22 protein-coding genes, 1 tRNA gene and 1 pseudogene are annotated in these 22,597 nt (G+C 70.4%); 13 read left to right on the top strand and 11 right to left on the bottom strand.

What is annotated here, in order from left to right:
- Window positions 1-60: 60 nt before the first annotated feature.
- Complete coding sequence (locus tag HEP85_RS02060; protein WP_168525637.1) at window positions 61-378, bottom strand: Atu4866 domain-containing protein; 318 nt, start codon at window positions 376-378, stop codon at window positions 61-63.
- 167 nt (window positions 379-545) lie between these two features.
- Between HEP85_RS02060 and HEP85_RS02055 the strand changes: the two genes are divergently transcribed.
- The 3 genes from HEP85_RS02055 (at window position 546) to htpG (ending at window position 4,621) form a co-directional block, all read left to right on the top strand.
- Window positions 546-1,445, top strand: a complete 900-nt coding sequence (locus tag HEP85_RS02055) for a helix-turn-helix transcriptional regulator (protein ID WP_168525635.1) — start codon at window positions 546-548, stop codon at window positions 1,443-1,445.
- Window positions 1,446-1,579: 134 nt separating this feature from the next.
- Entirely contained in the window at window positions 1,580-2,461 is an 882-nt protein-coding gene (locus HEP85_RS02050; RefSeq protein WP_168525633.1) for a helix-turn-helix transcriptional regulator, read from the top strand.
- Window positions 2,462-2,683: 222 nt separating this feature from the next.
- A complete protein-coding gene (htpG, locus tag HEP85_RS02045) occupies window positions 2,684-4,621 on the top strand; it encodes a molecular chaperone HtpG (protein ID WP_168525631.1) in 1,938 nt (645 codons plus the stop codon).
- Window positions 4,622-4,675: 54 nt separating this feature from the next.
- On the opposite strand, the gene HEP85_RS02040 is transcribed toward htpG, so the two are convergent.
- Both HEP85_RS02040 and HEP85_RS02035 read right to left on the bottom strand, forming a co-directional pair.
- Window positions 4,676-4,749: transfer RNA gene (locus HEP85_RS02040), tRNA-Met, on the bottom strand.
- A gap of 153 nt (window positions 4,750-4,902) precedes the next feature.
- Window positions 4,903-6,402, bottom strand: coding sequence for an FAD-dependent monooxygenase (locus HEP85_RS02035; RefSeq protein WP_248001791.1), 1,500 nt, complete (start codon window positions 6,400-6,402; stop codon window positions 4,903-4,905).
- A gap of 88 nt (window positions 6,403-6,490) precedes the next feature.
- On the opposite strand from HEP85_RS02035, the gene HEP85_RS02030 reads away from it, so the two are divergent.
- Window positions 6,491-7,132 carry a TetR/AcrR family transcriptional regulator gene (locus tag HEP85_RS02030; RefSeq protein WP_211117788.1) on the top strand — a complete coding sequence of 214 codons (642 nt, stop codon included), beginning with the start codon at window positions 6,491-6,493 and terminating at the stop codon, window positions 7,130-7,132.
- 132 nt (window positions 7,133-7,264) lie between these two features.
- On the opposite strand, the gene HEP85_RS02025 is transcribed toward HEP85_RS02030, so the two are convergent.
- The gene (locus tag HEP85_RS02025) at window positions 7,265-7,999 is read right to left on the bottom strand and encodes a TetR/AcrR family transcriptional regulator (protein WP_168525625.1); all 735 of its coding nucleotides are present in this window, start codon (window positions 7,997-7,999) and stop codon (window positions 7,265-7,267) included.
- A 145-nt stretch (window positions 8,000-8,144) separates the two neighbouring features.
- Between HEP85_RS02025 and HEP85_RS02020 the strand changes: the two genes are divergently transcribed.
- The 3 genes from HEP85_RS02020 (at window position 8,145) to HEP85_RS02010 (ending at window position 12,035) form a co-directional block, all read left to right on the top strand.
- On the top strand, window positions 8,145-9,302 hold the full coding sequence (locus HEP85_RS02020; protein ID WP_168525623.1) for an NAD(P)/FAD-dependent oxidoreductase: 1,158 nt from the start codon (window positions 8,145-8,147) through the stop codon (window positions 9,300-9,302).
- A 205-nt stretch (window positions 9,303-9,507) separates the two neighbouring features.
- On the top strand, window positions 9,508-11,025 hold the full coding sequence (locus HEP85_RS02015; protein ID WP_168525622.1) for an MFS transporter: 1,518 nt from the start codon (window positions 9,508-9,510) through the stop codon (window positions 11,023-11,025).
- Window positions 11,026-11,207: 182 nt separating this feature from the next.
- Window positions 11,208-12,035: an aldo/keto reductase gene (locus tag HEP85_RS02010; RefSeq protein ID WP_168525620.1), complete on the top strand. Its 828-nt coding sequence runs from the start codon at window positions 11,208-11,210 to the stop codon at window positions 12,033-12,035.
- Window positions 12,036-12,157: 122 nt separating this feature from the next.
- Here HEP85_RS02010 and HEP85_RS02005 read toward each other — a convergent pair whose 3' ends face one another.
- Together HEP85_RS02005 and HEP85_RS02000 are read right to left on the bottom strand one after the other, a co-directional pair.
- Window positions 12,158-13,831: an esterase-like activity of phytase family protein gene (locus tag HEP85_RS02005; RefSeq protein ID WP_211117786.1), complete on the bottom strand. Its 1,674-nt coding sequence runs from the start codon at window positions 13,829-13,831 to the stop codon at window positions 12,158-12,160.
- A 369-nt stretch (window positions 13,832-14,200) separates the two neighbouring features.
- Window positions 14,201-15,154 carry an NADP-dependent oxidoreductase gene (locus HEP85_RS02000; RefSeq protein WP_168525618.1) on the bottom strand — a complete coding sequence of 318 codons (954 nt, stop codon included), beginning with the start codon at window positions 15,152-15,154 and terminating at the stop codon, window positions 14,201-14,203.
- On the opposite strand from HEP85_RS02000, the pseudogene HEP85_RS01995 reads away from it, so the two are divergent.
- Both HEP85_RS01995 and HEP85_RS01990 read left to right on the top strand, forming a co-directional pair.
- Window positions 15,144-15,374, top strand: a pseudogene (locus tag HEP85_RS01995) (hypothetical protein); the annotation flags it as partial. The gene HEP85_RS02000 and the pseudogene HEP85_RS01995 overlap by 11 nt on opposite strands.
- A 265-nt stretch (window positions 15,375-15,639) precedes the next feature.
- Window positions 15,640-15,810: a hypothetical protein gene (locus tag HEP85_RS01990; RefSeq protein WP_348772498.1), complete on the top strand. Its 171-nt coding sequence runs from the start codon at window positions 15,640-15,642 to the stop codon at window positions 15,808-15,810.
- A 202-nt stretch (window positions 15,811-16,012) separates the two neighbouring features.
- Here the strand turns inward: HEP85_RS01990 and HEP85_RS01985 are convergent, their stop codons facing one another.
- Entirely contained in the window at window positions 16,013-16,228 is a 216-nt protein-coding gene (locus HEP85_RS01985) for a hypothetical protein (protein ID WP_168525616.1), read from the bottom strand.
- Between the two features lie 169 nt (window positions 16,229-16,397).
- On the bottom strand, window positions 16,398-17,267 hold the full coding sequence (locus HEP85_RS01980) for a UbiA family prenyltransferase (protein WP_168525614.1): 870 nt from the start codon (window positions 17,265-17,267) through the stop codon (window positions 16,398-16,400).
- 292 nt (window positions 17,268-17,559) lie between these two features.
- On the opposite strand from HEP85_RS01980, the gene HEP85_RS01975 reads away from it, so the two are divergent.
- The 3 genes from HEP85_RS01975 to HEP85_RS01965 are packed head-to-tail and all read left to right on the top strand — an operon-like array spanning window position 17,560 to window position 20,216.
- Window positions 17,560-18,618: a type III polyketide synthase gene (locus HEP85_RS01975; protein WP_168525612.1), complete on the top strand. Its 1,059-nt coding sequence runs from the start codon at window positions 17,560-17,562 to the stop codon at window positions 18,616-18,618.
- Window positions 18,619-18,660: 42 nt separating this feature from the next.
- The gene (locus HEP85_RS01970; RefSeq protein ID WP_168525610.1) at window positions 18,661-19,206 is read left to right on the top strand and encodes an isoprenylcysteine carboxyl methyltransferase family protein; all 546 of its coding nucleotides are present in this window, start codon (window positions 18,661-18,663) and stop codon (window positions 19,204-19,206) included.
- A complete protein-coding gene (locus HEP85_RS01965) occupies window positions 19,203-20,216 on the top strand; it encodes an NAD(P)/FAD-dependent oxidoreductase (RefSeq protein ID WP_168525608.1) in 1,014 nt (337 codons plus the stop codon). The genes HEP85_RS01970 and HEP85_RS01965 overlap by 4 nt, the downstream gene beginning before the upstream one ends.
- A 74-nt stretch (window positions 20,217-20,290) precedes the next feature.
- Here HEP85_RS01965 and HEP85_RS01960 read toward each other — a convergent pair whose 3' ends face one another.
- A complete protein-coding gene (locus tag HEP85_RS01960) occupies window positions 20,291-20,842 on the bottom strand; it encodes an Asp23/Gls24 family envelope stress response protein (protein ID WP_369658103.1) in 552 nt (183 codons plus the stop codon).
- A gap of 303 nt (window positions 20,843-21,145) precedes the next feature.
- Between HEP85_RS01960 and HEP85_RS01955 the strand changes: the two genes are divergently transcribed.
- Complete coding sequence (locus HEP85_RS01955; RefSeq protein WP_168525604.1) at window positions 21,146-21,499, top strand: hypothetical protein; 354 nt, start codon at window positions 21,146-21,148, stop codon at window positions 21,497-21,499.
- 106 nt (window positions 21,500-21,605) lie between these two features.
- Here HEP85_RS01955 and HEP85_RS01950 read toward each other — a convergent pair whose 3' ends face one another.
- Both HEP85_RS01950 and HEP85_RS01945 read right to left on the bottom strand, forming a co-directional pair.
- Window positions 21,606-21,863, bottom strand: coding sequence for a hypothetical protein (locus HEP85_RS01950; protein ID WP_168525602.1), 258 nt, complete (start codon window positions 21,861-21,863; stop codon window positions 21,606-21,608).
- 159 nt (window positions 21,864-22,022) lie between these two features.
- Entirely contained in the window at window positions 22,023-22,526 is a 504-nt protein-coding gene (locus HEP85_RS01945) for an SPW repeat protein (RefSeq protein ID WP_211117784.1), read from the bottom strand.
- Window positions 22,527-22,597: the final 71 nt, after the last annotated feature.

Raw genomic sequence — 22,597 nt, 5'->3', positions numbered from 1 at the left:
GGTGTCGAAGGGGGAGGCTGTGCCGGTCCGGCGGCATGGACCGGACCGCACCGGCACCGGTCATGAGGTGTGCGGGCGGGTCGGGTCCAGGGCGGGCTGTGCCGGACGGTCGGGATGTTCGCCCTCGCGGTACAGGACCAGGTGCTCGTGGTGGAGCACCCCGTCGCGGACGTCACCCGTGGCGGTGAAGCCGGTGTCGTCGACGTAGTCGATGTGGCTGCCGTCGACTGTGTATCCGCCCGTGTAGGCGCTCGTCCGGCTGCCCCGGGCCTCGTCGTAACGCCCGTTCGGCAGCAGCTCCTGCCGGATGAAGCCGTCCGCGGTCACCCACATGCCGACGTACGGGTGAGGTGCCGGGGAGGTGTCGTTCGTGCTCATGTCTCCACGGTCCGCCTCCAGCAGCGGGGCAACCAGGCCGCGGTCCACCCAGGGTGAGGCGGTCCTGGGAGCCGGACACCCATCTCAGGAAGGCCCTTCCCTTCCTGGGTGCAGCACGGCCACCCTCGTGCCTCCCCATGCCGGTAGGTGTCTTGGAGAATGACGGTATGAACCAGATCGTGGAGCTGGGAGAGTTCCTCCGTTCGTGCCGGGCCCGGCTCGATCCCGCGGACGCGGGCAGGCCGGCGACCACTCGGCGTCGCGTCCCGGGACTGCGCCGAGAGGAGCTCGCCCAGGTGGCCGGCGTCAGCGTCGACTACTACACGCGCCTGGAACAAGGGCGAAGCCGTACCGCGTCGCCGGAGATCCTCGAGTCCCTGGCGACAGCGTTGCGGCTGGACGATACCGAGCGCGCACACCTGTTCGATCTCGCGCGGAGGCGTCCCGTCCAGCCTCGGCGGTCCGCGTCCTCACCGGCCGAGCGGGTCAGCCCGGCCGTCCACCGGTTGCTGACCACCCTGGACGCCGCGTACTGCCCGGCATTCGTCCTGGGCCGGCGCACCGACGTGGTGGCCTCCAACCCGCTCTCCCGTGCGTTGATCGCCGACTTCGACGCCATGCCCGCGAGCGAACGCAACCAGGCCAGGTTCGTCTTCCTCGCGCCCGCCGCGCGCGAGCTGTACGCGGACTGGGAGACCGTCGCCGCGGACACCGCCGCCATGCTGCGCCTGGACGCCGGCCGTCACCCCGACGATTCTCGGCTGGGCGTTCTGGTCGGTGAACTCGCCGTGCGCGGCGAGCACTTCCGCGCGTACTGGGCGGAGCGCAGGGTCCACGAGCGAACCGAGGGGACCAAGGACTACCACCATCCCGTCGTCGGGGACCTCGCCGTCACCTACCAAGCCCTCGCCCTGCCCGGGGACAGCGATCAGACCCTGTTCATCTACAGCACCGAACCCGGGTCCTCTTCCGAAACCGCCCTGCGGTTCCTGGCGACGTGGTCGACCGAACCCCTCACGGACGGACCCCGCACCGCCACACCCAACGAACCGGACACCGCCGCCTGACCCCCCGGCCGTATTGCCCCCGGCCGTATCGCCCCCCAGCCGTATTGACCCGCACTCTCCCGCCGGAGCGGGCGCAGCCGGATGATCAGTTCACCGCCCGCCCCGGCCGAAACGGAAGCACTAGCCTGGGGGGCATGAGTGACAGCACCCCATTGGGAGAGTTCCTCAGGGCCCGGCGGGAAGGCCTCAAGCCGCAGGACGTGGGCCTTCCCGAACACGGCCGTCGACGGGTTCCCGGGCTGCGCCGCGAGGAAGTCGCGATGCTCGCCGGTGTGAGTCCCGACTACTACATGCGCTTGGAGCAGGGACGCGAGTCCAGCCCTTCGGCCCAGGTCGTCGACGCGGTCGCGGACGCCCTCCGTCTTGATGACGAAGCCATCGGCCACCTGCGCAGACTCACCCGGGCACCCGCGGAGCGCCGCACCCACGCCGCAGGCCACGACCAGGTCGACCCGCAGCTGCTGCAACTGCTCGACAGCTGGCCCGACACCCCTGCCTTCGTGGTGGGTCCGGCGCTCGACATCCTGGCCCACAACGCACTCGCGGCCGCACTGCACAGCGGCTTCGAGCGGTTCGACAACCTGGCACGCATGGTCTTCGTCGACCCGGCAGGCCGCGACTTCTACCAGGACTGGGAAAAGGCCGCCCAGTCATGTGTCGCCGAGATCCGCGCCGCCTACGGATACGACCCGCGATCGCCACGGATCATCGAAGTCGTGGAAACCCTCTCCGCCAAGAGCCCGGAATTCGCCGAGCTGTGGGCACGACACCACGTGAAGGGCAAGACCCGCCAGACGAAGAACCTCAGACACGCTCAAGTAGGCGACCTGCAGATCCAGTTCTCCGCCTTCACGGTCAACGGAGCCCCGCACCAGCAACTGGTCGTCTACCAGGCCGAACCCGGCAGCCCCACCGCAGCCGCGTTCACCGGACTCCGCTCACGGACCGACAACCGCCGGCCCGAACCGGAGCAGCGCGACGCGGAGTCGATGCCGGAACCGACCCGACACGCATGACGCGCCGGAGCGCGCTTCACGATGCGTCCCGCCGGGCCGGGTTCGGCGGCCGGGCGTGGTCGAGGGCGGCGTGGCCGCGCCGGGAGCCTGTCCTGTCGGGAGCGGAATCGCCCTGCCCGCACGACAGTTGGCGATCAGGACATCTCGTCGCGTCGGCGGAAACAGCGAGGTTAGAGTGCACTGGCCGTACTGCCGTCAATGACCTTGGAGGATTCGCACGCTATGTCGGCCGAGACCCACGAGTTCCAGGTGGAAGCCCGTCAACTGCTGCAGTTGATGATCCATTCGATCTACTCGAACAAGGACGTGTTTCTGCGGGAGCTGATCTCCAACGCCTCGGACGCGCTGGACAAGCTGCGCCTCACGGCCCTGCGTGACGACGCGCTGGGGGCGGACGTGTCCGATCTGCACATCAGCGTCGAGACCGATGCGCGGGCGAGGACGCTGACGGTGCGGGACAACGGTATCGGCATGTCGCACCAGGAGGTCGTTCAGCTCATCGGCACGATTGCCAGTTCTGGTACCGCGAGGCTGTTGCGGGAGCTGAAGGAGACCGACGACGCGGACGCCGCGGCGGGCCTCATCGGCCAGTTCGGTGTCGGTTTCTACTCGGCCTTCATGGTGGCCGACGAGGTCACCGTGCTGACCCGGCATGCGGGCGAGAGCCAGGGCACCCGCTGGGTCTCCCGTGGTGAAGGCACGTACACGGTCGAGGCCCTTGACGAGGCGCCCCAGGGCACAACGGTCACCCTTCACCTCAAGCCCGTGGACGTCGAGAACCAGCTCAACGACTACGCGCAGGACGGGAAGATCCGCGAGATCATCAAGCGGTACTCGGACTTCATCACCTGGCCGATCCGTATGGCCGCCCGGACCGCCGCGGCCGCCGAACAGGCCGACGAAAGCGCCGACGCCGAGCCGGCCTCGGACGATTTCGAGACCGTGAACTCGATGAAGGCGCTGTGGGCCCGAGCGCGAGAGGACGTGTCCGACGAGGAATACCACGAGCTGTACAAGCGCATCAGTCACGACTGGCTCGCCCCGCTGGAGACCATTCGCCTGCAGGCGGAAGGGACCTTCGAGTACCAGGCGTTGCTTTTCATCCCCTCGCGCGCTCCGCAGGACCTGTTCACGCAAGGCCACAGCCGCGGTCTCCAACTGTTCGTCAAGCGCGTGCACATCATGGACGACTGCGAGCAACTCCTGCCGTCCTACCTCCGCTTCGTCAAGGGCATCGTCGATGCGCAGGACCTCTCGCTCAATGTCTCCCGCGAGATCCTGCAGCAGGACCGGCACATCCAGAGGATGCACCGGCGTCTCACCAAGAAGGTCCTGTCCACGATCAAGGACCTGAGGACCAAGGCCCCGGAGAACTACGCGACCATCTGGCGGGAGTTCGGCAAAGCCTTGAAGGAGGGCCTGCTCGACGACCACGAGAACCGCGACACCATCCTCGCTCTGTGCTCGTTCTCCTCGACCCACGCCACGGACGAACCGACCACGCTGGCGCAGTACGCCGAACGCATGAAGGACGGCCAGGAAGAGATCTTCTACCTGACCGGTGACTCCAGGGAAGCCATCGAGAACTCCCCTCACATGGAGGCCTTCCGCGCCAAGGGAGTCGAGGTACTGCTTCTGACCGACCCGATCGACGAGGTCTGGGTCACCGCCGTGCCCGAATTCGACGGCAAGCGGCTGCGGTCCATCACCAAGGGCGAGGTCGACCTCGGCAGCGGGGAACCGGACACGGACGAGACCGAGCATGAGCGCGAGAACCAGCGGAGGGAGTACTCGGGGCTCCTGTCCTGGATGACCGAACAGCTCGGCGAGGACGTCAAGGAGGTTCGACTGTCCACTCGCCTGACGGTGTCGCCGGCTTGTCTCGTCTCGGACACGCACGACATCACCCCGGCCCTGGAGAACATCTACCGTGCGATGGGACAGGACGTCCCGCACACCAAGCGCATCCTCGAGCTCAATCCCGGCCACTCCCTGGTCAACGGCCTCAACAAGGCCCACACCGAGCGAGAGGACGGGGCGAACGCCGGCCTCGCCGACATTGCGGAACTCCTCTACGGCATGGCACTTCTCGCTGAGGGCGGTGCGCTGAGGGACCCGGCCCGCTTCACCAGACTGATGGCGGACCGTCTCTCCTTCTAGGCGGTTGGACGCGCGTGAGGGGCCGGCACCATGTGCCGGCCCCTCACGATTCAGTAGCGGGGACAGGATTTGAACCTGCGACCTCTGGGTTATGAGCCCAGCGAGCTACCGAGCTGCTCCACCCCGCGTCGTTGAGACCAGTCTACGGCAAGTCCGCCGACGCTGAGACCATGATTGTTTCCTGGGGGGAACGAGGTGCGTCGGAGGACCTGAGCGGCGCGCGTCCGCACGAGAGAGTCCGGCGTGACCTGCCCGTGGCGGGTCAGGACGGGAACCGGGGCTCAGTTCACCTTCGCAAGGTTGCCGGCGATCTCGGCGAGGAGAGCGGAGCCGTGGACGGCGGAGTTGTCCGTAGCCCAGCAGGCGTAGCCGTCGGGACGGATGAGCAGGGCGGCAGCGCCAAGATCTTCTGTGCAGGTGGCGCGGACGAGATCGACCCGCGGCGGGAGGCCGAGGCCGGCCGGTACGATACCGGCCAGATCGAGCAGGACGGCATGCCCCGCGCCGAACAGCGTCGACAGCCGAATGGGGCCGGCGTCGGTGACCAGGTCGGCATCCGGCACGCGGTGCCCGGTGAGCGGATGCCCGCCGGACAGCTCGTAACGCAGCGAGAGGCCGGACATCAGTCCGGCGACGTGACGGTTGGCGTCCGGCAGTCTCAGCAGGTCGACGAAGATGTCCCGCAGGGCGGCGACGTCCTCGCTCGGGTTCGGATCCGCCAGGACGCGCTGCGCCGAGGTGTGATGCAGGACCTGGGCTCCGACCGGATGCCGTTCGGCGTGGTAGCTGTCCAGAAGGCTGCTCGGCGCCCGGCCCTGGACGGCTGCGGCCAGTTTCCAGCCGAGGTTGAACGAATCCTGCATGCCGAGGTTGAGTCCCTGGCCGCCCAGTGGGGGATGGATGTGCGCCGCGTCGCCGGCGAACAGGACGCGGCCGGCCCGGTAGTGCTCCAACTGCCGTGTGGCGTCGGTGAACCGGGACGAGTTGTCCACGGCGCCGAGGGTGGTCCCGGAGCCGTACACGGTCTGCAGCGCGACGGTGATCTCCTCCTGGGTGACGCCGGAGGTGTCGCGTGAGGTGTCCGGCTGGTCCGCGCGCCCGAAGGTGAACCGGTACCGGTCACCACCGAGGGGCGCGAGCATGGCCCAGTAATCGCCCGCGCGGCGCATCAGGGCGCTCATGTGCTCCAACTGCTGGGGCACCGACGGCGAAACGGTGGCGAGCCGGATGTCGGCCAACACCGCCTGATGCGTCCCCGGCCTGCCGGGAAACGGCAGTCCGAGCAGCTTGCGCACCGTGCTGTGTCCGCCGTCGCACGCCACCAGATGGCGGGCCCGCACCCGCAGACCGTCCGCCGTCACGACCACCCCCTCGTCGTCGGGCTCCACCCCTGAGACGGCTGTGCCGCGCAGGACCCGCGCGCCGGCCGCGACCGCCCGCTCTTCGAGCAGTTCCTCGATCTCCCATTGAGGGACCGCGACCGGGAAGGGATGCCTGGTGTTCCAAGGGGTGCAGTCCAGGGGCACGGGCAGGGCGGCGAAGTGGCCGCCGACCGGATCACGCGGCGTGGCCCGCTTCAGCAACGGCTCCAACAGCCCGCGTGAGTCCAGCAGTTCAGCGGTACGGGGCTGAATCCCGCCGCCCTTCACCTGCTCGATGCGCCGGGGCAGCTTCTCCAGCACCAGCGTCTCGACCCCTGCCAGGGTCAGTTCGTACGCCAGCGTCAGTCCGGTCGGGCCCGCGCCCACGACGACGACCTCGGTCTCGCTCACCGTCAACACCCTCACTCCATCCCATTTCCCGCCTCGGAGTAAATGTATACCAGGTGCAGAAATCGTCTCGGGGCAGCAATCTGTTACGGTGGGCATCGTGGACGACAAGCCAGGGCTCAGGGAACGGAAGAAGCAGCGGACCCACGCGGCGATCTCCGATGCGGCGATCGCGCTGTTCCTGGAGCATGGCTTCAACCAGGTCTCGGTCGCCCAGGTGGCCGAGGCGGCCGAGGTGTCCAAACGCACGGTCTTCGCCTACTTCCCGGCGAAGGAGGACCTCGTGGTGCACCGTCTGGCCGACCACGAGACCGAGATCGCGCGCGTCGTGAGGGGCCGCCCGCCCCACACCGCCCCGCTGACCGCGCTGCGCGAGCATTTCGTCCAGGGTCTGCGTGAGCGGGATCCGATCACCGGACTCAACGATCATCCCCAGGTGCGGAGGGTTCATCGGATGATCCTCGACGCGCCCTCGCTGGTGGCCCGGATGGAACGCTTCAAGACCGGCTCCGAGCGAGCACTCGCTCAGGCGCTGCGGGAAACGGCGGACACATCGGAACTCACCGCGCGGTTGGCCGCCGTCCAGATCGTCGCCGTCCACTGGACGCTGGCGCAGGACAACGCGGAACGCCTGGCGCACGGAGAGTCGGCCGACGCGCGCCATCCGGGTGCTGTGGCCGACGCCGACCATGCGTTCGCGCTGCTGGAGAACGGGTTGCGGGACCTGGGCCGGGCCCGGTGATTCCGCACGGCCATGGGCCGTGGACAGCCGCGGGAGCTCGATCGGGCCGACCGGTTCGGGCCGAACCGGCGGTGCCGGCGGCGGTGTCGTCCGGCCATGTTCCGACTGCCGGAGCCGAGGTCCTCACATGGCTCAGGTGGTGGGCGGGGTGGGTGCCTGTTCGCCGGGCGGGTGGGGAGCGGTGATGCCGGTGAGGGCGAGATCGATTCCGGCGAGGAACTGCTCGCGGTCGTCGTGCTCGCGCAGCCGGCTTGCGACGGCCCGGGTGAACGGATAGTCGTCGGGGTCGAGTTCTTCCCAAGCACTCGATACGGCGTCGAGGAACTCGGCGCGGTTCGCGCCCGGCCCGAGAGTGCGGGCGTGCGCGGTGTTCGCGGCGTTCTGCCCGGCGGCGCCGAGGGTGTAGTGCACCAGCACCGAGGTCGCCGTGAACCAGCTGTCCTCGGGCACCCCCAGCGAACGGACGCGTCGGCCGATGCTCTCGAAGATCCGCGGCGCCACCGACCCCCAGGGACTCCGGGAGAGCTGCGTCGAGAGCTGCGCGGCGAGCCAAGGGTGTGCGTCGATGGCGTGGAACAGGCCGAGCGCGACGGCGCGGATCTCGTCCTGCGGCGAGGTCGGGGACCCGGCGGGCTCGACGGCCAGCGCGGCGGCGACGACCGCGTCGGTCGCGGCACCGAGCAGCTCGCCCTTGTTCGCGACATGCCAATAGATCGCGCCGGGTCCGGTGGCGAGGCGCTCGCCCAGCGCGCGGAACGTGAGGCCGCCCTCGCCCGTCGCGTCGAGAAGCTCGATCGCGACCTCGACGATGCCCTCCCGGGAGAGCGGTTCCTCTCGTCGCTCTGGGCGACGCGTCCTGGTTGCCATACGCGCATCCTGACACACGCCTGGAACGCTGTTCCAGCTTGACATCGCTGGAACGCTGTTCCAAGGTGCTTTGGAACGGCATTCCAATCCAACGACGACCCGACGGGTGACCGTCCGGCAGGCGTGCGACAGGCAAGGAACCACCATGACCACTGATGTCACGATCATCGGCGCCGGGCTCGGAGGACTGACCCTCGCCCGCGTCCTCCACGTCCACGGCATCCCGGCGACGGTCTATGAGGCCGAGACCTCGCCGGCCGCCCGCACTCAGGGCGGCATGCTCGACATCCACGACCACAACGGCCAACCGGCCCTGCGGGCGGCGGGCCTGCTCGAAGAGTTCCGCGGCCTCATCCTGGAGGGCCGCCAGGCGACACGGGTGCTCGACCGGGACGGGACCGTTCTGCTCGACGAACCCGACGACGGCACGGCCGGGCGCCCCGAGGTGCAGCGCGGCGAGCTTCGTCGGATCCTGCTCGACTCACTCCCGGCCGGCACCGTCCAGTGGGGACGCAAGGTCAGCGGTGTCCGCGCCCTCGGCGACAGCCGCCGCGAGGTGACCTTCGCCGACGGCGGTACCGTCGTCGCGAGTCTGCTGGTCGGCGCGGACGGCGCGTGGTCACGGGTCCGGCCGATGGTTTCCGACGCGGCACCCGAGTACATCGGCAGGTCGTTCGTCGAGACCTGCCTGTTCGACGCCGACACCCGGCACCCGGCCGCCGCGAAAGCGGTCGGCGGCGGGTCGCTGTTCGCGCTCGCGCCGGGCAAGGGGATCCAGGCTCACCGGGAGAGCGGCGGGACCCTGCACACCTACGTGGCGCTCTCGCGGTCGCAGGACTGGTTCGCCCGTATCGATTTCAGCGATTCCGTCGCGGCCGGCGCCCGGATCGCCGAGGAGTTCGACGGGTGGGCGCCGGAGCTCACCGCGCTGATCACCGACAGTGACACCGCGCCGATCCTGCGCCCCCTCAACGCCCTGCCCATCGAGCACCAGTGGGATCGGGTGCCGGGGGTGACCCTGCTCGGCGACGCCGCCCACCTCTCGGCCCCGAACGGCGAAGGCGCCAACCTGGCCATGTACGACGGCGCGGAACTCGGCAAGGCCATCGCCGCGCGTCCCGACGACGTCGAAGCCGCGCTCACCGCGTACGAGCAGGCCCTGTTCCCGCGCAGCGCCGAGGCCGCCGCCGATGGTGTCGAGCTGCACGAGCTCCTCTTCGGCGACAACGCACCCCATGGGCTGATCGACATGTTCACCGGACACGAGGAGACCGGGGACCGCGCCGGTCTCGGGGCCGAGTGACGGCGAGGCCGGCGTCACTCCTGACACGGTCACGTCGGACATGGACGCCCCGTGTGCGGTGGAGAGGGTGCGACGAGTCCCGGAAGAGGGTGCGACGTACGACCGGACGGGCCCAAGGCCTACACGCGAGCGGCTCGGGTTGGACACTGGGTGTGTGCTCGTACGCCGCTGGGGGAACTCGATTCCCCAGGTGAGAGGAGCCCATGTGACGCCGTCGACGTCAGCGGCCGGTGGCCGGGAACCGGCCGCTCAGGAGGCCGGGTCCGAGCCGGATCCACGGCGGTGGCGGGCCCTGTGGGTCACGTTGGTGGCCGGCTTCATGAGTCTGCTGGACGTGACGATCGTGGCCGTCGCCCTGCCGACCATCCAACGGGATCTGCACGCCTCACCCGCGCAGGTGCAGTGGGTGGTGTCCGGGTACGCCCTCACGTTCGCCCTCGCCCTGGTCACCGCTGGGCGCCTCGGTGACGCCCTGGACCGGCGTCGCATCTTCCTGCTGGCGCTCAGTGGCTTCGTGGTCTGCAGCGCCGCCTGCGGTGTGGCCCCCGACATCATGCTGCTGGTGGTGGCCCGCCTTGCCCAGGGCCTGGCGGCCGGTTTCATGGCCCCCCAGAACTCCGCGCTCATCCAGCAGATGTTCCGGGGCGCCGAACGCGGTCGGGCCTTCGGCTTCTTCGGCGCGACCGTCGGCATCTCCTCCGCCGCCGGTCCCATCACCGGCGGCGCCATCCTCGCGCTGGCGTCCGGGCCCGCGGGCTGGCGGTGGATCTTCTACGTCAACGTCCCCATCGGAATTCTCGCCGTCCTGCTCGGCCGTCGTCTCTTGCCGCGCATCCGGCGTTCCGGGCGTGGGCGCGTGGACGTGGCCGGCGTCCTGCTCCTCGGACTCGGCGTCCTCGCGTTCATGTATCCGCTGGTCCAGGCGGACTCCGGCGGCCTCGGCCGGCTGTGGTGGCTGTTCCCGGTCGGCGGCGTGCTCCTCGTCGGCTTCGTCCAGTGGCAGCGCCACCTCGTCGCCTCCGGCAACCAGCCACTGCTCGATCTGCGCCTGTTCAGCACCGTGCGCGGCTACGCCGTGGGCGCCGGCGTGGGCACGCTCTACTTCATGGGCTTCAGTGGCGTCTGGTTGGTCTTCGCTCTCTTCTACCAGCACGGTCTCCACTTCTCACCGCTCCGTTCGGGCCTCGCCGTGACCCCTTTCGCCCTCGGCTCGGCGGCCGCGGCGGTGGTCGCCGGCCGCATGGTGGAACGGTTCGGCCGCCTCCTCACCGTGGCCGGCCTGACGGGCGTGATCGCCGGCCTCGGGACCACGGCGCTGCTCCTTCGCTTCGTCTCCCTGGACATCGCGCCCTGGGTCGCGGCCCCGGCCCTGTTCCTCGGTGGCATCGGCAGTGGCTTCGTGGTCTCTCCCAACATCACCATGACCTTGCGGGACGTACCCGTGCGCATGGCGGGCGCCGCCGGCGGTGCCCTGCAGACCGGTCAGCGGCTCGGCGCCGCGGTGGGCACCGCGGCCCTGCCCGGCCTCTTCTACCTGACGCTGAACAGGAGCGGCGACTATCGCGGCGCCCTTGTCACCGCGCTGGTCGTCGCCCTCGTCGGCATGGTGGCGTGCTGGGCCCTCGCCACGTTCGACTGGCAGCGGGACCGGCATCATCACCACCGGCACCGCAAGTGCCCGGACGAGGTCGCGAACAATCCCGTGCACGCCCGGCAGGACTGACTCGCCCCGGCGCAGCCGATTCCCGTCGGCCGCGCCCGCGCTTCACCTGGCCCGCCACCGCGTGCCGCGGCATGCACACGGGGGCAAAGCCGACCATGCGTATGTTTTGCGGCGGAGGTGGAAGGGGAGCAGCGTGGGCGTGCACGCCCCGGTCCGTGAAACCAGCGATATCAGGAGTCGACGTGACAGCAGTCCCCGCCATCACCCTCAACAACGCGGTGCGGATCCCCCAGCTCGGCTTCGGCACCTTCCAGATCCCGCCGGAGGAGACCCGCGAGACGACGCTGGCCGCGCTGGAAGCCGGCTACCGGCACATCGACACGGCGGAAATGTACGGCAACGAGAAGGAGGTCGGCCAAGCGGTCCGCGACTCCGGTCTCGACCGTGGCGACGTCTTCGTGACCAGCAAGCTCGACAACGGCGCCCATGCGCACGACGACGCCCTCCAGGCGTTCGACCGCACGATGGAGGAGCTGGCCCTCGACTACCTGGACCTCTTCCTCATCCACTGGCCGCTGCCCGGCAAGGGCGACTTCGTGGAGACCTGGAAGGCTCTGGAGGAGATCTACCGCTCCGGCCGGGTCAAGGCCATCGGCGTCTCCAACTTCCAGCCCCAGCACCTGCGTCGGCTGCTGGAGGACAGCGAGGTGGTGCCCGCGGTCAACCAGATCGAGGTTCACCCCTACCTCACGCAGGCCGACGCCAGGGCCTTCGGCGCCGAACACGACATCGCCACCGAGGCCTGGTCGCCCATCGCGCAGGGCAAGGTCCTCGACGACCCGACCATCAAGCGCATCGCCGAGCGGGTGGGCAAGACGCCCGCCCAGGTGACCCTCCGCTGGCACCTCCAGCGAGGGGACATCGTCTTCCCCAAGTCGGTGACCCAGAAGCGTATCGAGGAGAATTTCGACCTGTTCGACTTCGAACTCGGCGAAGGCGACATCGGTGAGATCTCGGCGCTGAACCGCGACGAGCGGACCGGCCCCGACCCGGACCGCTTCAACGGCTGAGAACAACCGTCTTCGGCAGGCCTGAGCGTCACACTCCGGGCGGTGTCCGGGCGTGTGAGGACCCCAGGTCATGGGACGGGCTCGTCCACCGGAGTGGACGAGCCCGACGGCTGTGAAGTGCGTCAGCGCACGTGGACCGTCACCGTGACGGTCTTGAGGACCGCCGGCAGCTTGGTGGTGTCCACCTTCAGGATCTCGCCGCTGTCCTCCTGCCCCGTGGGCGGCAGCACCTTCTGGTGCACCGTCCACTTCCCGTCGGGGTCGACCGCGATGGTGTCGATGCCGAAGTCGTCGTCGTTGGACAGGTACACGGTCTTGCCGGAGTTCGCGGTGGCCACGCCCTCGACCTTGTCGTGGCCGAAGAACGCACCGCTGGGGTCGAGTTGACTCACCAGCGTGCCGACGTTGAGGTACGGCTGCTTCTGCGCGACGTGGACACCGGCGCCGGTGAGCGAGGTGAGAGCGGCGTTGGTGCCGGCCGTCCCGACCAGGGCCTCGGGCGACTTGCCGCCGATCGTCAGGCCGCTGACGTCGGTCGCGCCGTTGATGTCGACCTCGTAGAGGGTCTTCTGGGCGAACGGCTCGAAGTTGCCGTCACGCTCGTCCACCAGGAACCTCGTGCTGGACAGCGCGGTGATCTCGCTGTTCGCGGCGCCCGTGGTGGCCGGGTTGTCCAGCAGGTACAGGTACTGCTTGGACTGGAACGTGCGCAGGTTGACCGTGACGATACGAGTGGCCGCGACATTGCCGGCCTTGGTGCTGCCGAGATCCGGCTGCTGCAACGCGGCCTGCATGACGCCCACCAGGGTCGAGCCGTCCGGCGTGACCGTCAGGCCTTCCATGCCCTTGTTCTTCGACCGGTTGGCGAGCTCGGCAGGCAGGTACCCGAGGATCTTGTGGTGCGCGTTGTCAGGGCTGTTCCTGTACGGGGTCAGCCGGCCCAACTCGTAGCCGTGCGCGTCGAAGTGCGTGATGTACGGGCCGTACTCGTCCGACACCCAGAACGTGCCGTCCGGCAGCGCCACCAGGCCCTCGGAGTCGTAGCCGTACGGGTCCCTGGTCACGGGAGTGGGGGTACCGCCGTTGGCGTTCGTCGCGGCGAGGTCGTCGATCGTCTCGCTCGTGTCGTGCGGCGGACGGCCGCTGTACGACACACCGCCGAGGCTCTTCGGCCCCTTCAGGGTGACCGTCTTGATGAGCCGGGCCTTGCCGTCGACGAGCTTGAACTCGCCGATCTCAGGCGTGAAGTCGAGGACCATCTCGGACTTGTTGCCGTCCGGAGCGTCGGCGTTGGGGCCGCGGTCGGTGAGGCCGTAGAAGTGGCCCGACCTGCCCGGCACCGGCGTGAGCGACGAGCCGAAGCCCTCACCGGAGATCTTGGTGCTGGTGCCGCCCGGACCCGCGACCTGCGTCAGCGGCGGGATGGGGGTCCCGTTCGCCTGAGCGTCCTTGAACAGCTGAACCGCGTCGGTGGCCGTGTAGGTGAAGGTGTCCGTGCCCTTGAAGCCGGACTCGGGGATGTACGAGAACGTGCCGTCCGCGTTGACCGTCACCTTGCCGTTGGACGGGTCGGTGTGGCGCACGACAGCGGTCGCGCCGTTGTCGTTCCGCAGAACGTTGCCGGTCAGCGTGCCGTGACCGGAGAAGGAGTCGGAGACCGTGCCGAAGTCGTGGGACGGGGCCGAGAGCCAGCCACCGGCCTGGGCCGCGACCGTGCCTGCGCCCACGGCTGCGACGGTGGCGCCGATCGCGATGGCGATGCGGGTGGGCTTGCGGGAGAAGGGTCTTGAAGTCACACCGCAGAACTTGTCGGTCAATGATGAACTCTGAGGGGGTATTTGGTGAAGCCTCGATACAGAGAGCCCCGGTTCTTCGCAATCCTCGACCGGTACGGGGCGCGAGGGTGCGTGGCGCCCCCTCGCGCAGGAACCGTCCGGCGGCGGCGCGTTGTCGCCTCCAAGGACACTGGGCTGTCGGCCGGTCCACGGTGTCGGGCGTCGGCCGGGGGAGTGGTGCAGGGCCTCAGCCCGGGGACTGGTGCCGGGCGTAGGCCGTGCGGATGGTGTCAGGCGTAGGCGGTGCGGATGGTGTCAGGCGTAGGCCGTGCGACTGGTGTCAGGCGTAGGCGGTGCGACTGGTGTCGGACGCCGGACCGGGGACCGGTGTCAGACGTCGGCCGTGAGTCCGGCGAGATCGAGCACGGTCTTGCCGCGGCGCGGGCCCGTCGCCGCGGCAGCGTGCGCCTCGGCCGCGCGGTCGGCGGGGAAGACGGCCTGGACGGGTACGCGGAATCGTCCCCGCTCGGCGAGGTCCGCGGCGAGCGCGAGCCCGTGGCACCCGTCCGGCCCGCCTCCGTAGCGACCGAGCGAGAGGCGTACTCCGCGGCCCGGACCCGTGAAGTCCGCGAGCGTGACCACCGGCTCCGCGCCGCCCGTGAGGGCGATGAGTTCGTCGAGCGAGCCGGCCCCGGCGACGTCGAGCGCGCGGTCGATCCGTGGGATGCCGAGCGCGCGGACCCGTTCGGCCAGACCGGGTCCGTACGCGACCGGGATCGCGCCGAGACCGGCGAGAAAATCGTGGCTGCCGGGGCGACCGGTCCCGATCACGCGCGCCCCGCGTGCCGCCGCCAACTGCACGGCGATGCTTCCGACACCGCCCGTCGCGCCGTCGATCAGCAGCGTCGTGCCCCGCCCGTCGCCCACGCCCAGCAGATCCAGCGCCCGGGTCGCCGTCTCGACGCCTGTCGCCGCTGCGCCTGCCTGCTCCCAGGGCAGGGCGGCAGGCTTCGCCGCCCAGAACGCCAGCACGGCGAACTCCGCGCTCGCCCCGCCCAGCCGGGTGACGTCGACCGCCCCGAACACCTCGTCGCCGACCGCGAAGCCCTGGACGCCCGCGCCGACCTCGTCGATCACCCCGGCCGCGTCCACGCCGGGGATGTGCGGAAGGTCGAGGCCGTCGCGCGAGGGCGAGTCACCGGCACGCAGTGCGAGGTCGACCGGCGACACCCCGCTGGTCCGGACCGCGATCCGCACCTCACCCGGACCCGCGTGCGGCTCGGGCGCGGATCCGACGCCGAGCACCTCCGGGGGACCGAACTTGCCGAACTGTATGGCGCGCATGATGACCTCTCCGGCCCGGACCTCCCGGGCGCCGCCCCACGGTAGACATGGATGTGGAGCAGGTGTTCCGGATCAGTGCGAAGTGAGAGGTGCGGGAACCACGGTGACTCGGAAAACACGGGCGGACGCGGCACACAACCGCCGGCACATCGTCGCCGTCGCGCGCGCCGCGTTCGCCGGCGAAGGGCTCGACCTGCCGATGCGGGAGATCGCCCGCCGCGCCGGTCTGGGCGTCGCCACGGTCCACCGGCACTTCCCGACCCGCGCCGACCTGGTCGCGGTGGCACTCGCCGAGCATGTGGCGGCGTGCCGCGCGGACATGCGGGCCGCCCTCGACGAGCCGGACCCCTGGCGCGCGCTCAGCGGCACCGTCCGCGGCTTCGCCGAGCACCGGCTGCGGGACCGCGGGCTGAACGAGGCCCTGTTCGGCTCCCCACCCGGCGGCGGCCGCCTTCGCCGCCGACCGCCGCGAGCAGGCGCGGGCGCTGCGGCAGCTCGTCGATCGCGCCCGTGCCGCCGGTGCCGTCCGCCCCGATGTCTCCGTGGACGACGTACGCGTCTGCCTCGCCGCCATCGCCTCCTTCCAGCCGACGCGCCCCGAGACGGCCCTCCACCGACTCGTCGACCTCCTCCTGACCGCCCTCCGCCGGGCCTAGGGCGTGCTGCGAAAGTCCCGTCTGCTCGCGACGCCTGGCACGCACTCTCGCCGCACCGGGCGAAAACCCGAGCACGTCCAGTACGCGGGCTTCCGCCCGGCACTCCCCCAGCCTCCGGCCGGGGGGACCCCCAGAGCACGCACCAGACGCCGCGAGGCCCGCCCTCCGGGCGGACGACGGGACTTTCGCAACACGCCCCAGGTCAGTGCTCCCACACGTCCGGGCCGCCACCCCGCCACTCGATCAGCCCGGAGGTCGCGACCTGTTGCCTGTCCGCTTCCTCCAGGCCCGCTCGCCGCAGAAAGTCCGCAACGTCGAGCAGCCCGTACGCCATGCCGAGAAAATGCTCGCCCACGCGGACACGTCGACCGCCGTCGTCTGCGGGCGGATACACGATCACGGGCTGGGGTGGGGCCATGCCTCCCAGCGTGTGGGGCGCGGGCCCGGGGCGCACGCCGGGCTGCTCCTGGAACGGCCGGCGAACACCCCGGTACAGTCCGCGGTCAGACGCCCGCACCGGAAGCCGGGAACCCTTCCGCCGCTCGTGGACGTCGCGAGGCGCGAGGCCGGTGGCCGCCGTCGACCGGTCACGTGATCCCGGTGCCGCGCAGAAGCAGCAATGCCACGTCCACCACCGCCACGGCCACCGCGGCCGCGAACGCCGCCCGCGCCCGACGGCGTCCGAGCGCCGTCCCGGCCACCGCGACCAGGCCCGCCACCGCGAGAGCCGCCACTCCCCACCTGCCGGGCGGTCCGGCGGGTCCCAGCGCCAGGACCGCGGACGCGGTCACCAGCGGCACCGGCAGCAGCAGCCGTGCGCCGTCCGGACCCAGCCGCTGCGGCCACCCCCGTACACCCGTCGCCAGGTCTCCGCGGATGTCCGGCAGCACATCGCCCAGGTGGGCTCCGACCCCCAGTAACGCCCCGGCGGTGACGAGCCACCAGGCCGGCCACGGCTGCCCTGGCAGCCCCAGCGTCACGAACGCCGGGAGCGCGGCGAAACCCACCGCGTACGGCGCCCAGGACCACACCGTCGACTTGAGCCGCAGGTCGTACGCCCAGGCCGCCGCCACTCCGGCCAGGTGCGCGACGCCCGCCCGCAGGCCGCAGCCGAACGACAACGGCACGCACAGCGCCAGCGCCGCATACGCGGCCACCCACACCTGCGTCACGCCCACCGTGCCGTCGACGACAGGTTTGCCCCGGCGCCCTGTGGCGATGTCCCGGCGTGCGTCGAACGCGTCGTTGCACCAGCCGACGGACAACTGCCCGGTCACCACCGCGGCGGTGGTCAGGGCACAGCGCGCGGCACCCTGACCCGTGGTCAGGGCCAGGGCGGCCATCAGGGCGGTGACCGCCACTACGGGACCGGGGTGGCAGGCCCCGGCCAGGCCACCCACTCGGACGGTCCAACTCGCGGTCGTGCGGCAGGCCGTCGGCTCCTCGTAAGTGCCCATTCCCCCGATCGTAGGCGTCCCCGACCCTCTGCTTCGGTGTCCTTGTCGTGGTCGTGTCCATGAACCGGGCCCGAGCACGTCCTGGTGACGAAGTGGCGCCGACTGGAGCAGGATTCGCGGAGGAACCCCGACGTCATCCGGTGACCCATCCAGGGCGGCCGGACCGTCATCTCGTCCGGCTTCCGCGCGCTCCAGGACGGACGGCCGGACGGGCGATCCGTGGTGTCGGAACACCGGACCGGGGAACACGTGCAGAGCAGACCACCCCAGTCGGCAACCGGACGGGAAGCAAATGACGCGGATCGCCGCCGTTCACGGTGCCCTGGCACCGCACCGTCGCACGCAGTCCGAGATCACCGACATGGTGGCCCGTACCTGTCTGCCCACGGGCACCGACCGCCGGGTCCTGGACCGGCTGCACCGCAGTGCCAAGGTCCGCTCGCGCCACATGACGTTGCCGCTCGAACAGTACGGGGAACTCGACGGATTCGGCGCCGCCAACGACGTCTTCATCGCCGCCGCCACCGATCTGGGCGCCAAGGCCGTGCGAGACGCGCTGCACATGGCCGGCCTGTCCGCAGCCGACGTCGACCTGCTGGTCTTCACCTCCGTCACCGGCATCGCCACCCCCTCGATCGACGCACGGCTGGCCGGCCGCCTCGGACTGCGGCCGGACGTCAAGAGACTGCCCCTGTTCGGTCTGGGCTGCGCCGGTGGCGCCGCGGGCCTGGCCCGCATGCACGACCACCTGCTGGGCCGCCCCGACGACGTGGGCGTACTGCTGTCGGTCGAGCTGTGTTCGCTCACCTTCCAGCGCGACGACGCCTCCATGGCCAACATGGTCGCCACCGGGCTGTTCGGCGACGGAGCCGCCGCTGTCGTCGCCCACGGCGCGAACCGCCCGGCCGGGACCGACGGCCCCACGATCGTGGACACACGCAGCCACCTGTATCCGGACACCGGGCGCGTCATGGGGTGGGACATCAAGGACTCCGGCTTCCAGGTGGTCCTCGACCCGCAGGTCCCCGACGTGGTGCGCCGATACCTCGCCGACGACGTCGAGGGGTTCCTGGGTGACCACGGTCTGAAGCCCAAGGACGTGACCGCCTGGGTGTGCCACCCCGGCGGCCCCAAGGTCCTGGAGGCCGTCACCGAGGCCCTCGATCTTCCCGACGACGCGCTCGATGTGACCTGGCGTCATCTGGCGGACGTGGGCAACCTGTCCTCGTCCTCGGTGCTCCACGTACTGCGCGACACCCTGGCCGAACGCCGCCCGCCGCCGGGCACCGCAGGTGTGCTGCTGGCGATGGGGCCCGGCTTCGCCTGTGAACTCGTCCTGTTGCGCTGGTAGGCCCGACCCGTCGAACCCACAGGACAGGAGGACACGGGACACATGATCTGGTACGGGCTACTGGTGGCCGCCGTCGCCGCCGAACGTGTCGCGGAACTCGTCGTCGCCCGCCGCAACGAACGGTGGAGCACCGCCCGCGGCGCGACGGTGACCGGGCAGGGCCACTACCCGGCGATGGTCGCCCTCCACACCGGCCTGCTGGGCGGCTGTCTGGCCGAGGTGTGGCTGGCCGGTCGGCCCTTCCTGCCCGTCCTGGCCTGGCCGATGCTGACCGTGCTGGTGGCCGCCCAGGGCCTGCGGTGGTGGTGCATCAACACCCTGGGGCCCCGCTGGAACACCCGGGTGATCGTCGTCCCCGGCCTGCCACTGGTGAGGAGCGGCCCCTACCGCTGGCGGTGGCTGCGCCATCCGAACTACGTGGCCGTCGTCGCCGAGGGCGTGGCGCTGCCCCTGGTGCACACCGCCTGGGTCACCGCGGCCGTGTTCACCGTGCTCGACGCCGTGCTGCTCACCGTGCGCATCCGCTGCGAGAACCGGGCGCTGGCCACCGCTACCGCTCCTCCTTCGGCCACCCCGTCGCCCGCGTGATCGACGTACTCGTGAGCGGCGGAGGTCCGGCCGGTCTTGCCGCCGCCATCCACGCCGCGCTCGCCGGTCTGGAGGCAGTCGTGGTCGAACCACGGACAGCGCCCGTGGACAAGGCCTGCGGAGAAGGTGTCATGCCCGGCGGTGTCGCCGCGCTGCGAGGACTGGGTGTCGAGGTCACCGGCCGCGAACTGCGCGGCATCCGGTACCTGGACGGCGCCGTCCGGGCCGAAGCGTCCTTCCGCGGCCCCGGCGGCCTGGGGATCCGCCGTACCGCGCTGCATTCCGCACTGCACGAGCGGGCCCTCGGCCTCGGCGTGCGGATGCTGCCCGGCAAGGTCGGCGAGGTTCACCAGAGCGCGGATACGATCACCGCCGCCGGGATCACGGCCCGTTGGCTGATCGCCGCCGACGGCCTGCACTCCCCGCTGCGCCGAAGCCTGGGGCTGGAACTGCCGGGCCGTCCCCACGGCCGGTACGGGCTGCGCCGGCACTACCGCGCCGAGCCCTGGACGGACTTCGTGGAGGTCCACTGGTCGCGGCACGGCGAGGCCTACGTGACACCGGTCGAAGACGACCTGGTGGGCGTGGCGGTCCTCAGCGACAGCCGCCGCGGCTACGACGATCACCTGGCCGACTTCCCGGCTCTCACCGCGTCGCTGCGCGGGCCGGCCGCGACGGAGGTACGTGGCGCCGGACCGTTGTTGCAACGGGTGCGGCGCAGAGTCGCCGGCCGCGTCCTGCTCGTCGGCGATGCCGCGGGATACCTGGACGCCCTGACCGGTGAGGGCATCGCCCTCGCGTTGGCGTCGGCCGGGGCCGCCGTCCGCTGTCTTGCCGCCGGGCGGCCGGGCGCGTACGAACGTGCCTGGGTACGGCTGACCCGGCGTCACAGGCTGCTGACCGGTGCCCTGCTGGCCGCGAGCCGCCGTCCCGGCACCGCCCGACTCATCGTCCCCGCGGCGTCTCGGATGCCCCCGCTGTTCTCAGCGGCGATCCACGCACTCCAATAGGAGCGTGTACGCCGCGACCGGGGCTTCCTGCGCTGCTCGTGCCGCGGGTGCTGCCGTTCGGCCACCGGCACCGGCTACCGCAGCGGCGACGGCTCCTCCTCGTCTTCTTCATCGGGTTCATCGGGTTCATCGCGTTCATCGGGAAGCTTCACGTCGCTGACCGCGATGTTGACCTCGACGGTCTCCAAGCCGGTCATCCATTCGACGGCGGAGATCACGTCCTCCCGCACGGCGCCCGTGACGTCCTTGATGGAGACGCCGTAGTCGACGACGAGCTCCAGATCGATGGCCGTCTGCGTCGCGCCGACCTCGACCTTGACCCCACGTGAGACGGACTTTGCGGTGCCGGGTACGCGTTCCCGCGCGGCGCCGAAGGCCCGCGCGATTCCGCTGCCCAACGCATGGACGCCGATCACCTCACGGGCTGCCGTTCCAGCGATCTTCTCGACCACCCCATCGGCGATGGTGGTCCGGCCCTGGGCGCAGCGGTCGCGGTCGTCGTCGCGCGTCGCGTGGACGTCCTTGTTGATGGCGTTCCCCGTGAATATGCCGCGCGAGGCCTCGGGCTCTCCGGTACCGGTCATAGCGGGTCGGCCCTTTCCGGGAGAGGAACCTGCCGTCCGGATTTCCACATTAAGCCGGTTTCTCTGATGCTGCCGCCACGGTGGAAGCCGGTGGGGTCCGGCCGGCCACGCCTCATCGGCGGGGCGAAGCTCCGCGTGCCCCTGGAGCTCCGGCGGAGGACGCTGGGAGGGACGGTGACGACTGTGGACGCGAGTCCGTCGGTTCGGCCTGTCCGTGCCGGCCGTACCGCCCTTGCCGCGCGGTCGGCTGTGGCCGGCGGATCGGATCACCTCGCGAAGGCCCGAGTTCACCGCCGTACCTCAGCAGAACACCGTCGTACCTCGGCAAGAAGGAGTGTGAATCCGATGGTCACCGTGTCTCTCACCGGAGCGTCCAAGGAGGACGCCGCCACCGTCTTCGATGTCCTGCGGACGGCCTTTCCCACCGACCGGGGCGCCGCCGACGTGCCCCAGGAACAGGAGCTCGGCCACCCTCTCGTGCGGACCGCCGAGTTCGAGCCGACGCGGGAGCGGCTGAGCATGCCCGCCGCGCCGAGCCCGCTCGAGGGTTCGTTCACCGCCACGCTGCAGGGCGGGTACGTCGCCGTGGACCGGCTCTGTGAAGCCCTGAGCGCCGCGTTCGCCGTCCACGAGCAGGGCACGGCGTCGGGTGACCAGGAGAAGGAGGTGGATCTGCAGCTCCGGACGAAGCGGTCATGAGGACGAAGCGGTCATGAGACGGAGTCCGACCTTGCGGTGAACCGCAACGAGCTTGGGGTGGGAGGCGGATGGCCGGCCGCGGGGAGCATCGACGGAACAGGACCGATCAGGAAGCGACCCTGGCGTTCAACCCGTAGTCCAGCTCCGAACCGTCGACCAGTACCGCCTCGACCGTACGTGTTCGGGGGTCGATGTCGGCCACGATCCCGTCCCCGGCGTAGCGGGGGTAGCCCGTGGCGCCGGTCTCGCCAGTCGCCTCGACGACCGCCGAGCGCACGGCCGAGTCCTCCACCGAGGCACCGCCGCTGTTTTCGACGTGTTCGGGGACCAACAGGATGTGGAAGCGTTGCGGCTCTGTAGTCATGTTCCGGTATTTAATGTCTTGTCCCGCCAACTGTGAACAAGGCGCACGACGGTCTCGCGCAAATGGCTCGTTGTCCTCTCAGGGGTCCGACGGCATCCCTGGCCGCCAGGAGGCGGAGGACGTGCGGTCCTCCTGGCGGCGTCGCGGGGATCGAGGGAGTCAGCGGTCGTCGCGGCCGAGTGGCATGGCGCGGCGGTCGTCCTGGTCGCGGATGCCGCGTCGGCCCTCGGTGTGGCCGCGGGCGGCGGAGGTGGCGGCGACGGCCGCGGCGATGGCGAGAAGGGTCGCGATGGCGCCGGTGATCAGGTTGCTGGTGATGGAGCGGGTGTGGGCGACGTCGCCCGCGACCACCCAGGGGGCGACACAGGTCCAGATGCCGATGACGGCAGCGGCCCACGCCATGGAATGAGTGCGCTCGTAGGAACTGCCGAGGCCTCCCAGGAGCAGCATGTAGGCGATGCCCGCGATGAGGTTGGTGATGGCGAGCGTGGTGGCGCCGTTGAAGCCGGCTATCCACGGGGACGCTGCGAGGTACAGGCCGGTGATGAGGGCCAGAGCCTCGATCATCTGGGCGCGTGGGGTGGTGGCGGCGCGGTCGTGCCGTGCGCGCAGCTCCATCAGGTCGGGGTGTTCTTCGATGGGTGCGTGATGGGTTGACGCCATGATGGCCTCCATGGGAGAGGGGATACATCCACCCTTTACCCATAAGATCCACGTAAATACTTAAATCGGGC

It is taken from the genome of Streptomyces sp. RPA4-2 (genome assembly GCF_012273515.2).
GTDB lineage: Bacteria > Actinomycetota > Actinomycetes > Streptomycetales > Streptomycetaceae > Streptomyces > Streptomyces kaempferi.
The sequence above is the reverse complement of the archived record's forward strand: the minus strand, read 5'-3'. Positions and strand labels throughout refer to the sequence as shown.